Origin of the sequence: uncultured Sneathiella sp., assembly GCF_963973085.1 — a bacterium.
Classification (GTDB): domain Bacteria; phylum Pseudomonadota; class Alphaproteobacteria; order Sneathiellales; family Sneathiellaceae; genus Sneathiella.
Genome location: NZ_CAXAXA010000006.1, coordinates 172,284 through 185,252 on the forward strand (window position 1 = coordinate 172,284; position 12,969 = coordinate 185,252).

At 55.7% G+C, this 12,969-nt stretch carries 13 protein-coding genes; 6 read left to right on the forward strand and 7 right to left on the reverse strand.

The window, feature by feature from the left end:
- Nucleotides 1-61: 61 nt before the first annotated feature.
- Nucleotides 62-3,724 (reverse strand): vitamin B12-dependent ribonucleotide reductase, encoded by a 3,663-nt coding sequence (locus AACZ19_RS15150; protein WP_339635319.1) that lies wholly within the window; start codon nt 3,722-3,724, stop codon nt 62-64.
- Between the two features lie 457 nt (nt 3,725-4,181).
- Between AACZ19_RS15150 and AACZ19_RS15155 the strand changes: the two genes are divergently transcribed.
- Genes AACZ19_RS15155 through AACZ19_RS15165 form a run of 3 tightly spaced genes read left to right on the forward strand, consistent with a single transcriptional unit; the run spans nt 4,182 to nt 5,545 of the window.
- A complete protein-coding gene (locus AACZ19_RS15155; protein WP_339635320.1) occupies nt 4,182-4,544 on the forward strand; it encodes an NADH:ubiquinone oxidoreductase subunit NDUFA12 in 363 nt (120 codons plus the stop codon).
- 47 nt (nt 4,545-4,591) lie between these two features.
- Nucleotides 4,592-5,065 (forward strand): outer membrane lipid asymmetry maintenance protein MlaD, encoded by a 474-nt coding sequence (gene mlaD / locus AACZ19_RS15160; protein WP_339635321.1) that lies wholly within the window; start codon nt 4,592-4,594, stop codon nt 5,063-5,065.
- A gap of 15 nt (nt 5,066-5,080) precedes the next feature.
- On the forward strand, nt 5,081-5,545 hold the full coding sequence (locus AACZ19_RS15165) for a DUF2155 domain-containing protein (protein ID WP_339635322.1): 465 nt from the start codon (nt 5,081-5,083) through the stop codon (nt 5,543-5,545).
- Here the strand turns inward: AACZ19_RS15165 and aat are convergent.
- Genes aat through aroQ form a run of 4 tightly spaced genes read right to left on the reverse strand, consistent with a single transcriptional unit; the run spans nt 5,482 to nt 8,419 of the window.
- Nucleotides 5,482-6,132, reverse strand: coding sequence for a leucyl/phenylalanyl-tRNA--protein transferase (gene aat / locus AACZ19_RS15170; protein WP_339635323.1), 651 nt, complete (start codon nt 6,130-6,132; stop codon nt 5,482-5,484). The two genes, AACZ19_RS15165 and aat, sit on opposite strands and share 64 nt — an antisense overlap.
- A gap of 14 nt (nt 6,133-6,146) precedes the next feature.
- Nucleotides 6,147-7,487, reverse strand: coding sequence for an acetyl-CoA carboxylase biotin carboxylase subunit (gene accC / locus AACZ19_RS15175; protein ID WP_339635324.1), 1,341 nt, complete (start codon nt 7,485-7,487; stop codon nt 6,147-6,149).
- Nucleotides 7,488-7,501: 14 nt separating this feature from the next.
- Nucleotides 7,502-7,960 carry an acetyl-CoA carboxylase biotin carboxyl carrier protein gene (gene accB, locus AACZ19_RS15180; protein ID WP_339635325.1) on the reverse strand — a complete coding sequence of 153 codons (459 nt, stop codon included), beginning with the start codon at nt 7,958-7,960 and terminating at the stop codon, nt 7,502-7,504.
- 21 nt (nt 7,961-7,981) lie between these two features.
- Nucleotides 7,982-8,419: a type II 3-dehydroquinate dehydratase gene (gene aroQ, locus AACZ19_RS15185; protein ID WP_339635326.1), complete on the reverse strand. Its 438-nt coding sequence runs from the start codon at nt 8,417-8,419 to the stop codon at nt 7,982-7,984.
- Nucleotides 8,420-9,129: 710 nt separating this feature from the next.
- Between aroQ and AACZ19_RS15190 the strand changes: the two genes are divergently transcribed.
- The gene (locus tag AACZ19_RS15190) at nt 9,130-9,900 is read left to right on the forward strand and encodes a DUF3750 domain-containing protein (protein WP_339635327.1); all 771 of its coding nucleotides are present in this window, start codon (nt 9,130-9,132) and stop codon (nt 9,898-9,900) included.
- On the opposite strand, the gene AACZ19_RS15195 is transcribed toward AACZ19_RS15190, so the two are convergent.
- The gene (locus AACZ19_RS15195; RefSeq protein WP_339635328.1) at nt 9,897-10,382 is read right to left on the reverse strand and encodes a MarR family transcriptional regulator; all 486 of its coding nucleotides are present in this window, start codon (nt 10,380-10,382) and stop codon (nt 9,897-9,899) included. The two genes, AACZ19_RS15190 and AACZ19_RS15195, sit on opposite strands and share 4 nt — an antisense overlap.
- Nucleotides 10,383-10,445: 63 nt before the next feature.
- On the opposite strand from AACZ19_RS15195, the gene hppD reads away from it, so the two are divergent.
- Entirely contained in the window at nt 10,446-11,504 is a 1,059-nt protein-coding gene (gene hppD, locus AACZ19_RS15200; protein WP_339635329.1) for a 4-hydroxyphenylpyruvate dioxygenase, read from the forward strand.
- Nucleotides 11,505-11,519: 15 nt separating this feature from the next.
- Here hppD and AACZ19_RS15205 read toward each other — a convergent pair whose 3' ends face one another.
- Entirely contained in the window at nt 11,520-12,305 is a 786-nt protein-coding gene (locus AACZ19_RS15205) for a DsbA family protein (protein ID WP_339635330.1), read from the reverse strand.
- A 233-nt stretch (nt 12,306-12,538) separates the two neighbouring features.
- Here AACZ19_RS15205 and mscL point away from each other — a divergent pair, with 233 nt between their 5' ends.
- Nucleotides 12,539-12,961: a large-conductance mechanosensitive channel protein MscL gene (gene mscL / locus AACZ19_RS15210; protein WP_339635331.1), complete on the forward strand. Its 423-nt coding sequence runs from the start codon at nt 12,539-12,541 to the stop codon at nt 12,959-12,961.
- Nucleotides 12,962-12,969 lie beyond the last annotated feature (8 nt).

Genomic DNA, 12,969 nt, shown 5'->3' on the forward strand with positions numbered 1-12,969 from the left:
GCAACAAAACTCTTGATCTGACAGATTAAACAAACCGGTCAAGCAACTGAACTCAAACTATTTACGAACACCCACTTGTGCCGCCACAGGTATCGCATTTCATGCAGGTGCCATTGCGGACAAGGGTGAAGTTTCCGCATTCACCGCAGCTGTCCCCTTCATAGCCCTTCATGCGGGCCTCCATCGACCGGCTGAGTTTATCCGGGCCGGTGGAAGCTGGTCCCCCTGTGGATACACTGGCCGCCGCCACTGCCCCTGCGGCGCCTACGCTTGCCGCCGCAACGCTTGCCTGGCCTTGCGCGAGGTTGAGGGACATGGCGGACAGTCCGCCTTGCAACACCTCAAAATTATTTGCCCGGACATAGCCGGTTGAGGCGAGGTTGATCACGTTATCGAAGGCGGATTGCCGCTCGGAATATTCATCCTCGGTGATTTTCGCCTGATCGTCACCGGTACCCATGCTGTCATTGCGCAGGTCATCCAGATTGACATGCGCGAGATCATTCCGGCCGAGATAGGAAATCGCCAGTTCGCGGAAGAGGTAGTCGAGGATCGAGGTCGACATCTTGATCGCGTCATTGCCCTCGACAATGCCCGATGGTTCGAACCGGGTGAAGGTATACGCCTCGACGAATTCCTCAAGCGGCACGCCATATTGCAGCCCGATGGATATGGCGATGGCGAAATTGTTCATCAGGCTGCGGAAAGCGGCGCCTTCCTTGTGCATATCGATAAAAATCTCGCCGACACCGCCGTCATCATATTCGCCGGTGCGAAGATAGACCTTGTGCCCGCCGACAACTGCCTTCTGGGTGTAGCCCTTGCGCCGGGTTGGCAGCTTCTTGCGCTCCGACACGATGCGTTCGACAATCCGCTCGGCGACGACATTGCTGGCCGCCGTCGGGGACGTGCGGATTTCCTCGTTCATGTCTTCAAGATCGTCCTCGTCGAAGGAGAGGGCGGAGAGGGGCTGGCTAAGCTTGGAGCCGTCGCGATAAAGTGCGTTTGCCTTCAGGCCGAGCTTCCAGGAGAGGAGATACGCATCCTTGCAATCCTCCACCGTGGCACTGTTGGCCATATTGATGGTTTTCGAGATCGCCCCTGAAATAAACGGCTGCGCCGCTGCCATCATCAGGATATGGCTCTCGACCGAGAGCAACCGCTTGCCGATCCGGCCGCAAGGGTTGGCGCAATCGAAGACCGGCAGATGCTCATCCTTTAATAGAGGAGCGCCTTCCAATGTCATGGCACCGCAGCAGTAATTGTTCGCTGCCTCAATCTCTTTCTTGGTGAATCCAAGGGCGGCAAGCATATCGTAATTATAATCGTTCAGGCTTGCGGCATTCAGGCCCAGCACGTCCGTGCAGAAAGCCTCCCCAATGGAGAATTTGTTGAAAGCGAACTTGATGTCGAAGCTGGTCGCCAATCCGCTCTCAACCTTCGCCAGGATCTCGTCGGTAAAGCCTTTCGCCCGCAAAGCCTCATGATTGACGCCGGGCGCGTCTTCCAGCGTGCCATGACCGACCGCATAATCAATGATTGCCTTGGTCTCGCTGCGGCTGTAGCCGAGATGATTGAGTGCTTCCGGCACCGTGCGGTTGATGATCTTGAAATAGCCGCCGCCGGCCAGCTTCTTGAACTTGACGATGGCAAAATCAGGCTCGATCCCCGTTGTATCGCAGTCCATGACCAGCCCGATGGTGCCCGTCGGCGCAATCACGGTCGTCTGCGCATTCCTGAAGCCGTGCTTCTTGCCAAGATCAAGGGCGGCATCCCAGGCATTCTTGGCGGATTCCGTCAGGCCTTCTTCAGGGCAGTTGATCGCATCGAGCGCAACCGGAATGACATTGAGCCCTTCATAACCCTCGCTCAGCCCATAGGCGGCGTTGCGGTGATTGCGGATGACCCGCAGCATATGGTTCGCGTTCTTCTTGTAACCCGGAAACGCACCCAGCTCACTGGCCATTTCGGCGCTGGTCTTATAGGCGACGCCGGTCATGACCGCTGTAATCGCCCCGCAGAGCGCGCGACCTTCCTTCGAATCATAGGACAAGCCTTGCGCCATCAGCAGGCCGCCGATATTGGCAAAGCCAAGACCGAGAGTGCGGAACTTGTAGCTCAGCTTGGCGATCTCCTCGGACGGGAACTGCGCCATCAGGACGGAGATTTCCAGTGTAACCGTCCAGATTCGCACCGCATGCTCGAAGGCTTCGATATCGAAGCTCTTGTCAGCGCGGCGGAAAGTCATCAGGTTGAGCGACGCGAGGTTGCAGGCCGTATCGTCCAAGAACATATATTCCGAGCATGGGTTGGATGCATTGATCCGGCCATCCTCGGGGCAGGTGTGCCAGTCGTTGATCGTGGTGTCATATTGCAAGCCCGGATCAGCGGACTGCCAGGCGCTTTCGCCGATCTGCTCCCACAGGTCACGGGCCTTGACCGACTTCGCGACCTTGCCGTCAGTGCGGCGGATCAGGTCCCAATTACCGTCTTTCAGGACGGCTTCGATAAAGGCATCGGTGATACGGACCGAGTTATTGGAGTTCTGCCCCGATACCGTGAGATAGGCGTTTGAATCCCAGTCTGTGTCATAGGTCGGGAACTCAACCTCCGTATAGCCCTGCTTGGCGAACTGGATCACCCTCTGGATATAGTTCTCGGGCACCATGGCTTTCCGCGCGCCAATAATGGATTTGCGCAGGGCCGGGTTTTCCGCCGGGATAAAGGCCTCATCGCCCTTTATTTCATGACAGGCCTTGATCACATTGTTCAGATGAATATTGCACAGCTTCGATCCGGCGACGAGAGCCGCAACTTTCTGTTCTTCGACGGCTTTCCAGCCGATATACTCCTCAATATCCGGATGATCGATATCGAGCGTGACCATCTTCGCCGCACGGCGCGTTGTTCCGCCGGACTTGATCGCGCCTGCCGCCCGGTCACCGATCTTGAGAAAGCTCATCAAGCCCGAGGACTTGCCGCCGCCGGACAGGCTCTCGCCCTCGCTGCGCAGGTTTGAAAAATTGGTGCCGGTGCCGGAGCCGTATTTGAACAGCCGCGCCTCGCGCACCCAGAGGTCCATGATGCCACCTTCATTCACCAGATCGTCATCGACGGACTGGATGAAGCAGGCATGGGGCTGCGGATGCTCATAGGAGTTCACGGATTTCTTCAGCTTGCCGGTCTTGAAATCGACATAGGAATGCCCCTGCGCCGGACCGTCGATGCCATAGGCCCAGTGCAGGCCGGTATTGAACCACTGCGGCGAATTGGGCGCGCCCATCTGGCGGGCCAGCATGTAGCGCATTTCATCGAAATAGGCACGAGCGTCATCTTCGCCATCGAAATAACCGCCCTTCCAGCCCCAATAGGTCCAGGTCCCGGCGAGCCGGTCAAAGACTTCGGTGGAGGATGTTTCGCCGATATAGCGTTCCTCTTCCGGCAGCGTATCAAGCGCCTTCTTGTCCGCTTCCTGACGCCACAGCCATTCCGGCACCTCTTTTTCGGTGACCGGTTTCAGGCGGGCAGGGACGCCAGCTTTTCGGAAGTACTTCTGCGCAATGATGTCGCAGGCAACTTGCGACCATTCGGCCGGTACGTCGATATCTTCCAGCTTGAAAACGATCGAACCGTCGGGATTTCTGATTTCACTGGTGGTCTGCCTGAATTTCACGCTCGCGTAAGGAGAAGAATCTTTATTTGTAAACCGTCGCTCAATACGCATCTTGTACCTTCCAATCACCAGTTCATTGTCGTTATCATCAAGCGGGGAATTTGCGGTTTATCGCCGGAAAACGCAGGGTCAGCAACGGCTACCTCATTTCCAGCACCTACCATATATAGTAGGAAATTCCCCCTCAACGCATAGGATCATGTCGGCGAGATTTCTTGAAGTCAACAGCAAAAATACTATATCTAGTAGCTAAAATTTTATCGATAGCGAGATGTCGCTGAATATGGCGGTTTGATGACAATTGAGTGTTATTATGGTTAACAAAAAATCCAAAACAGGTTGCACAAAAGCAACATCCGCATCCGGCCGAAGCGCGAAAACCAGAATCAAGAACTGAAAAAGAGGCCTTTGCCGACGGGGTATTGTGCAAAGTTAGACTGGACGAATGGGGCGCACAATGCCATATTCCGGGCAAATATATGTGATCTTATTCAGTGAGATGATTCAAATGGCGACGATTGGCACAAGGCTGTACACATGGTGGCATGGCGAACAGGTCGGAGAGGACCAGTTTGGCAACCGTTACTATCGGGAAAAGGGCAAGCCGACGGGCCCTGTTGGACGGGAACGTCGCTGGGTACTTTATAAGGGCACGCCCGAAGCCTCGAAAGTGCCGCCGGCGTGGCACATCTGGCTGCATTACACGACGGACAACCTGCCCGACCAACAGGACTTGCCACAGGCCCCCTGGCAGGAAGAGCATATGCCGAACCTGACCGGAACTGAATTTGCCTATCATCCCGACGGCTCCATCGCAAAAGGGGTGGACCGCAAGCCGGGGACACCGGATTACGAAGCGTGGAAACCGTAAATTGGATTATCCGGGGTCTTTGATCAGGCCCGGGCAGAGGAGAGACTATGAGTAGCAATATTGTCGAAACTGTCATTGGCGCCGTGGTTCTGGCCTTCGCGGCAATTTTCCTGGTGTTTGCCTATCGCACCGCGGATATCACAACGGGCAGCGGCGGGTTCACGTTGTCGGCCTCCTTCGACAATGTGGACGGGTTGAGCGTTGGCAGCGATGTCCGGATGAGCGGCATCAAGATCGGGGCGGTCACGGCACAGGAGCTTGACCCGAAGACCTACCGCGCCGTCCTGAAAATCAGCCTCGATGAAACTGTCGAACTGCCGGAAGACAGCTCCGCCAAGATCACGTCAAGCAGCCTGCTCGGCAACAATTACCTGCAGCTCACCCCCGGCGGCTCGGACGACATGCTGGCGAACGGCGGCACTATTTCCTACACTCAGGGCGCAGTGAATATTCAGGACCTGATCGCCCAGGCGGTCTTCAGCAGTGGCAGTGGCGGCAGCAAAAGCAGCGACGACAAATAACGGACGGCCCCCGCATTGTTTCATTTTTTCCAGTTTCTCCGGCACAGTCGGCGCGGCACCGCTGCCGCCCTGTTTGTCGCGCTGCTGACCCTGACGTATGCGGACTCTTTCGCCCAGACCCAATCCCAGCTCAAGAAAGAGGTCGAGCGACCGGAAGGGGAGATTGTCGTGCTCCGGGCGCTGGACAAGGTGACGGCACGCACGCAGGATCTCTCCGTTCCGATCGGGGAGACGGTCATTTATGGCAGCATCGCCATCCGACCGCGCAAATGCCTGAAACGTCCGCCGGAAGAAACGCCCGAAACCTCAACCTTTCTGGAAATCACCGAAATTCACGATGGGGAAGAAGGACCGCGCCTGTTTAATGGCTGGATGTTCGCCTCCAGCCCCGGCATCAATGCGCTAGAGCATCCGGTCTATGATGTCTGGGTGATCGATTGCAAGATGTCTGAGCCGGAAAGCCCTTCAGGCAAGGAATAAAAATCTCCGAGTGACTGCAATCCAAGGCGTAAACGCGCCTGATATTCCTCCCGGCTGATCTCCTCGGCGCCGAAGGTTTCGAGATGCGGGTTCAGGAACTGCGCATCGAGCAGCGTATATCCGCCATGGATCAACCGCGCCACCAGATAGACGAGCGCGACCTTGCTGGCGTCCGTGACTTTTGTGAACATACTCTCCCCGCAGAACACACTGTCAAAGGCAAAGCCATAGAGGCCGCCGACCAGCTCGCCGTCCCGCCGACATTCAACGCTGTGGGCATAGCCAAGGTCATGGAGTTCACTATAGCGCTCCATAATTTCCGGATTGATCCAGGTATCTCCGCCATCGCGGCGCGGCGCGGCACAAGCCCGCATGACACCGCGAAAATCAAGGTCGATGGTCACCTCGAACGGATCTTTGCGAATGGACTTGGTCAGACGTTTCGGCACATGGAATTTATCCAGCGGAAAAATTCCCCGCCGGTCCGGATCGACCCAGAACAGGGACGGATCGTCAGCACTGTCGGCCATCGGGAATATTCCGATGCGATAGGCGGCGAGGATCGTTTCAGCCGTTATGGAGGTCATGTCAGAGCCGGGCGTTACCGCGAGGCAATGAATTTTTCCAGCCAGTGGATGTCGAAATGGCCGTCACGGAATTCCTGATTATGGATGATCTCCTGATGCAGCGGCAGTGTCGTTTTGATCCCGCTGACAACAAATTCCTCAAGCGCGCGGTTCAGGCGCAGCAGGCATTCCTCACGGGTTTTCGCATGGACAATCAGCTTGGCAATCAGGCTGTCGTAATAGGGCGGGATGTTATAACCTGCATAGAGCGCACTATCGACGCGCACGCCAAGGCCGCCGGGCACATGGAATTCCGTTACCGGACCGGGGCTTGCTGCGAAGGTCACCGGGTCTTCCGCCGTCACCCGGCACTCAATGGAGTGGCCGGAGAATTTGATATCCTCCTGCGTCAGCTCCAGCGGAAAGCCCGCCGCGACATTGATCTGCGCCTGAACGAGGTCGATCCCGGTGATCATTTCAGTCACCGGATGCTCGACCTGCAGGCGGGTGTTCATCTCGATGAAATAGAACTCATCATTTTCGAACAAAAACTCGATCGTGCCGACGCCTTCATAGCGCATATCGCGGATGGCGTCGGAAACCGTCTTGCCGATCCGCGTGCGCAGTTCATCGGTGATGGCGGGTGAGGGGCTCTCTTCGAGGGCCTTCTGGTGCCGCCGCTGGAGCGAGCAGTCGCGCTCGCCCAAATGCACCACATTGCCTTTGCCGTCAGCGAGGATCTGCACCTCGATATGGCGTGGACCGCTCAGGTATTTCTCCATATAGACCGCATCATCGCCGAAAGCGAGCTTGGCTTCCGAGCGGGCGGAGGAAAAGGCTTCCGACAGGGCCGCCTTGCTCGTCGCGACCTTCATGCCGCGACCGCCGCCCCCGGCGGAAGCCTTGATGATCACAGGGTAGCCCATCTTCTCGGCTTCACTCTCGGCCTCGGCAAGGGTATGGACTTCCCCTTCCGATCCCGGCACACAGGGCACGCCGAGCTTGCGCATTGTTTCCTTCGCCGTGATCTTGTCGCCCATCATGCGGATATGGTCGGCGGACGGGCCGATGAACTTGATCCCGTGGGCGGTGACGATATCGACGAACTTCGCATTTTCCGACAGGAACCCGTAGCCCGGATGGATGGCATCCGCGTTGGTCACTTCCGCCGCGGCGATAATGGAGGGAATGTTCAGGTAGCTCTCGGCCGAGCTTGGCGGACCGATACAGACACTCTCGTCGGCCAGGCGGACATGCATGGCATTCGCATCGGCGGAGGAATGCACCGCCACCGTCTTGATACCCATCTCCCGACAGGCACGATGGATACGGAGAGCAATTTCGCCGCGATTGGCAATCAGAATTTTTTCAAACATCAAACCTGCTATCGTTATTCAACAATGACGAGCGGTTGGCCGTATTCGACCGGTTCCTTGTCGTCCACCAGAATCTCGACCACCTTGCCGGCCTTTGTCGACGCTATCGGGTTCATGGTCTTCATGGCCTCGACAATGACCAGCGTCTGTCCCTCATCAACGGTATCGCCAACGCGCACAAAAGGCGCCGCGCCCGGCTCCGGCGAGAGATACGCCGTGCCCACCATGGGGGATTTTACAGCGCCCGGGTGGTTGCTGGCATCCGGAGCGGCCGGAGCAGCGACAGCGGCAGCAGGAGCGGCGGCAGGAACAACCGCCTGCACCATCTCCGGTGCCGCAGCGCTCGCCGAGGAACCGCGCGAAACACGCAGGCGATGGTCTCCGGTTTCAATCTCGATCTCGCCCAGGCCGGTCTCATTCATGATCTCGGCCAGTTCACGGATCGCCTTCTTGTCGATGTTGAGTTTATTCATAATGTCCAAGTCTCGGTTTACTTAATCTATAATGTCGGCAAGCGCATCGAGGGCCAGCACATAACCTTTTGCCCCAAATCCGCAGATAACGCCAGCGGCAACAGCGGATATATAGCTGTGATGGCGGAATTCTTCACGCGAAAAAACGTTCGAGAGATGCACCTCGATGGTCGGAACCCCGGTCGCCTTGATCGCATCCTGCAACGCGATGGAGGTATGGGTATAGGCGGCGGCGTTCAGGATAATGCCGCCGTGACGCTCCGCCGCGCCCTGAATGGCACTGACCAGCTCACCCTCGTTATTGCTCTGGAAAAAATCGATCTCCATCCCGAGCGTCTCGCCATGGGCGCGGGTGAGCGCCTCGATATCGGCAAGCGTAGTGCTTCCGTAGATTTCCGGCTCGCGGCGGCCGAGCATATTCAGATTAGGCCCGTTGATGATGATAACTGACTTACCCATACATGTCCCCGCAACTCTCCGCCAAATGCCCGCGGCACCCCCGCCACCTGCCAAACTGCCCCCTTATACAGAAGTCTTCCCCAAGTTTAAAGCAGTTGTGAAAATTAGTCGATGCGGGAGTGGAGGTTAAACGCCTCTTTCATTTTTGGTTATGATTGCCCCCAATGAGAAAATCGCTGACCCAATTATCGAGCAAAAAAAAACCATTTTTATCCTGACCAGAGAATTATCACTGGTAATATCAAATAGAATCAACTCAAGCGTGAACCAGAATAAGCATATCGCGAAAGGTGAAATAAATGTCCAGAGGTAAATATTTTCAACCATTTTAACAAAATAATTATTACATAAAACAAATATAAAATGAAGATTGGAGCTGAAAAAATGAATGCAAAAAGCACTACCAAGGGAAGAAGGCTATCCACTTTTCCAAGAGAAACTAGCGAAAAAGTATAAAGTCCTCCAATGACTCCGCCTATGTAGGAGAACAACAGCCACCAATTACATTTTGTTCGGTATGTCATAGCAAATTTTATAAAGTTTTGTAATATCGTTCCAATGATAATTTACTGTTTAGATAAAGTGATATCTACTCTTTCGAATGGTGCTTTAATGATTTTTTCCAGATTACAGCACACGCAGGATTGATTTTACGGATTGCGGCCTTACCCTTATACTCTGGTTTTGTGCAGTGCGGGATGACGGGTGGTATGGCGGCGGTTCGGAAGGGGTTTCTGGTAATTTTATGTGCGGTGGTGCTGTTTGCGATGCCGCAATTGCTGTCGGTTGCGCTCGGCATGTCGCCGGACGGGCTGAGCTGGTCCTCCGCGCGGCGGGACGCGACCGGGCTCTCTCCGTCGCCCGATACGCACAAGGAGGCCATTATCCAGGTCTTCGGCGCGCGCACCTGGGGCTGGCGCGGGAATTTTGCCATCCATACCTGGATTTCCATGAAACGGGCGAATGCCGCGAATTACGAGCGCTATGAGGTCATCGGCTGGCGCGCGCGGAACGGCGGCAACGCGCTGGTCAGCAGCCGAAGCGCGCCGGATAACCACTGGTTCGGCAATAAGCCCGAAATCCTGGCGCAATATGAGGGGCCGGGTACGGAAACCCTGATCACACGGATCGAAAAAGCGATCGAGGAATATCCCCACAAATATGAATACAAGGTCTGGCCGGGGCCCAACTCCAACAGCTTCATCGCCCATATCGGCCGTGAAATCCCGGACCTTGAGCTTGACCTGCCACCGACGGCCATCGGCAAGGATTTCATTTCCGGCAGCAATCTTCTGGGCAGCGCGGTGAGCGGGCGCGGCATACAGTTTTCCCTGCTCGGCCTCGGCGGTTTTGCCGTCAGCCCGGTGGAAGGGTTTGAGTTGCATCTGCTCGGTCTCACCCTCGGGTTCGATCTCGATGATGGCGCACTGAAGGTGCCGGGATTCGGCCGGCTGGAGATGTTCGATAGACAGGCGCCCTAGTCGCCTTTCTTTAACGCCTCCGCTTTCGCATCCAGACGGTTCAGGAACCCATCGAGCTGTTCTATCTCCTCTGGCGTGAAACCTTCGAGCAGCTGATCCTCATACTGCTGCGCAATCGGGATAATCTTGCGAAGGCAAGTCATTCCCGCCTCGGTGAGATAAAGCGCCGCCGAGCGGCGATCTCCATCAAGGGTGCGTTTTTTCAGCCGTTTCGACGTCACCAGACGCTCTACGGCGCGGCTGATGCTCACCTTGTCGAGGGACGCGAGCGGCGCGATCTCTCGTGCAGTAAGCCCGGGACGGGAGCCAAGAAGCGCAACAATTCGCCATTCCGGGATCGTCAGGTCGAACGTCGCTGAATATTGCGCGGCGAGATCACGACTAACCGTCCCCGACAGCTTGGTCAGGCGATAGGGCAGGAAGCGGGGCAGATAGAGGATGCGTTTCAAATCATTCACGGATGCGGCCTTGACTTTATTCATAACTGGCTCCATTTTATCGGATAAAGTTTCAAATGAAACTACTTTTTTGCAGGAGGGAAAGAGATGGCGGATTTATGGGAAAACCCGATGGCAACCGACGGCTTCGAATTTGTCGAATATGCCGCGCCGGACCCGGAGGCGCTGGGCGCACTTTTTACTTCCATGGGCTTTCGTCCCGTCGCCAGGCATCGCTCGAAGGATGTGACGCTGTATCGTCAGGGCGATGTGAATTTCATCGTCAACGCGGAGCCGAACAGCTTCGCCCAGTCTTTCGCTCGCATTCACGGGCCCTGCGCCTGCGCCATGGCCTTTCGGGTGAAGGATGCGGCGAAGGCGGTCAAGCGAGCAGAGGAACTCGGCGCCTGGGTCGTGCCGTCCGATGCGGGACCGATGGAGCTGAATATCCCGGCGATCAAGGGGATCGGGGATTCGCTGATCTATCTGGTCGATCGCTATGGTGACAAGGGCTCTATCTATGACGTTGATTTTCTGCCCATTGAGGGGGAGGAGCGGCATCCCGAAGGCACCGGCCTTACCTATATTGACCATCTGACCCACAATGTGCATCGGGGGCGCATGGCGGAATGGTCCGAGTTCTATGAACGGCTGTTCAATTTCCGGGAAATCCGCTATTTCGATATTGAGGGCAAGCTGACCGGCCTCAAGAGCAAGGCCATGACCAGCCCCTGCGGCAAAATCCGTATCCCGATCAATGAAAGCTCCGACGACAAGTCACAAATCCAGGAATATCTCAACGCCTATCACGGGGAGGGAATCCAGCATATCGCTCTTGGTACCAATGATATCTACTCGACGGTCAAGGCGATGCGCGAGACAGGAACCCTGTTCCAGAGCACACCGGATACCTATTTCGAACAGGTGGACGAGCGGGTAAAGGACCACGGGGAAGATGTGGCACGGCTGAAGGAGCTGCAAGTCCTGATCGATGGCGCCCCAACGGAGGGCCAGGGGCTTCTGCTGCAGATTTTCACCCAGAATGTTATCGGTCCGATCTTTTTCGAGATTATCCAGCGGAAGGGCAATGAGGGCTTCGGCGAAGGGAATTTCCAGGCATTGTTCGAATCGATCGAGCTTGACCAGATCCGCCGCGGCGTTATCTAGACACGGGCCGCGCGCTCAGGATTCGCTGTCGTCAGCGGTTTTCGCTTTTTCGCGGACTTCCGCGACAATCTGCTTCATCTCCGCGCCTGAAATCAAGCCGGGAATGAATTCCTCATTGATGACAAAGGCGGGGGTGCCGTCGATCCCGAGCTGCTTGGCAAGCCGGTAGTTTTTCTCGACGGTCTCGCGCACCTCGTCGGCCTGCATATCGACTTCAAGCTTTTCAACATCAATGCCGACGTCGGTCGCAAGCGTACGGATGCGATCAATTGAGAGCCCGCCACGGGAAGTCATCAGCGCGGTGTGAAGTTCCATATATTTGTCCTGCTCGATCGCGGCGATCGCCGCCTGGGAGGCGAGGATGGACTCTGGCCCGAGTATGGGGAACTCCTTTAAAACCAGCCGGATATTGCCATCTTCCTCGACAGTTTTCATCAGATCGGGAAAGCTCTTCTTGCAGTACCCGCAGCGATAATCGAAAAACTCGACGATGGTCACATCACCGTCCGGATTGCCCGCCACATAGCTGTATCCGTCATTCTTGAGATCCGCCGCAAGCGTTGTCATCATCTCCTTCTGCTGTTTGGCGCTGGCAATTTCATCCTGCTTTTTCAATTCGGCAATTACCTCATGCAGGACTTGCGGATTTGACAGAAGATAGCCGCGCACCCGCTCCCCAAAGGCTTCTTCCGTCATTTGCGGTTTGGTGATCGCATATTGAAAGACGCCAAAGACAATCAGCCCGACAAGGACGCAGAGGGAGACAATGCTAAGGGTACTGAGTTTGCGGGGTTTGGGCATATTATACTTTCAGAAGAATGTGTTCGGTTGATTATGCGTCAGGGAGGGCACAAATTAAACAAACAATTCTGTGAACCGCGAAGTGGTTATGAAGAAACCGGTCTGCTGTCCCGGCATAATGCGCATTGTGGATTATTGAGAAGCTATTTATAGTCCAAAAGTCGGGTATTCTGCGCTTTGGCCCGCCATAGGGATTAAAGAGGCGCTTTGTGTATTAAATTGTTGAGGGGTAAATGATGTTTAAGGAATTCAAGGAATTCGCCATGCGCGGCAATGTTGTCGACATGGCTGTCGGTATCATCATTGGTGCGGCATTTGGTACGATCGTCAAGTCACTCGTTGCGGATATTATCATGCCGCCGATCGGCATGTTGCTCGGCGGCGTCGACTTCACGGACTTTTTCATCACCCTCTCGGGCGGCACCTATGCGACACTGGAAGCCGCGAAAGAGGCCGGGGCAGTTACGCTGAATTACGGCGCCTTTATCAACACAGTGATCAGCTTCATCATTGTTGCCTTCGCCGTCTTCCTTCTGATCAAGCAGATAAATCGACTGACCCCGAAAGAAGAGGAAAAACCGGCGGAGCCTGCCGCACCGCCACGCGAGGAAGTTTTGCTTGAGGAAATTCGCGACCTTCTGAAAAGCCAGAAATGACCTGACCC

Coding starts and splice junctions, on each gene's coding strand:
- AACZ19_RS15150 (WP_339635319.1), bottom strand. CDS start 3,724: ATGCGTATTGAGCGACGGTTTACAAATAAAGATTCTTCTCCTTACGCG.
- AACZ19_RS15155 (WP_339635320.1), top strand. CDS start 4,182: ATGGCGACGATTGGCACAAGGCTGTACACATGGTGGCATGGCGAACAG.
- mlaD (WP_339635321.1), top strand. CDS start 4,592: ATGAGTAGCAATATTGTCGAAACTGTCATTGGCGCCGTGGTTCTGGCC.
- aat (WP_339635323.1), bottom strand. CDS start 6,132: ATGACCTCCATAACGGCTGAAACGATCCTCGCCGCCTATCGCATCGGA.
- accC (WP_339635324.1), bottom strand. CDS start 7,487: ATGTTTGAAAAAATTCTGATTGCCAATCGCGGCGAAATTGCTCTCCGT.
- accB (WP_339635325.1), bottom strand. CDS start 7,960: ATGAATAAACTCAACATCGACAAGAAGGCGATCCGTGAACTGGCCGAG.
- aroQ (WP_339635326.1), bottom strand. CDS start 8,419: ATGGGTAAGTCAGTTATCATCATCAACGGGCCTAATCTGAATATGCTC.
- AACZ19_RS15190 (WP_339635327.1), top strand. CDS start 9,130: ATGGCGGCGGTTCGGAAGGGGTTTCTGGTAATTTTATGTGCGGTGGTG.
- AACZ19_RS15195 (WP_339635328.1), bottom strand. CDS start 10,382: ATGAATAAAGTCAAGGCCGCATCCGTGAATGATTTGAAACGCATCCTC.
- hppD (WP_339635329.1), top strand. CDS start 10,446: ATGGCGGATTTATGGGAAAACCCGATGGCAACCGACGGCTTCGAATTT.
- AACZ19_RS15205 (WP_339635330.1), bottom strand. CDS start 12,305: ATGCCCAAACCCCGCAAACTCAGTACCCTTAGCATTGTCTCCCTCTGC.
- mscL (WP_339635331.1), top strand. CDS start 12,539: ATGATGTTTAAGGAATTCAAGGAATTCGCCATGCGCGGCAATGTTGTC.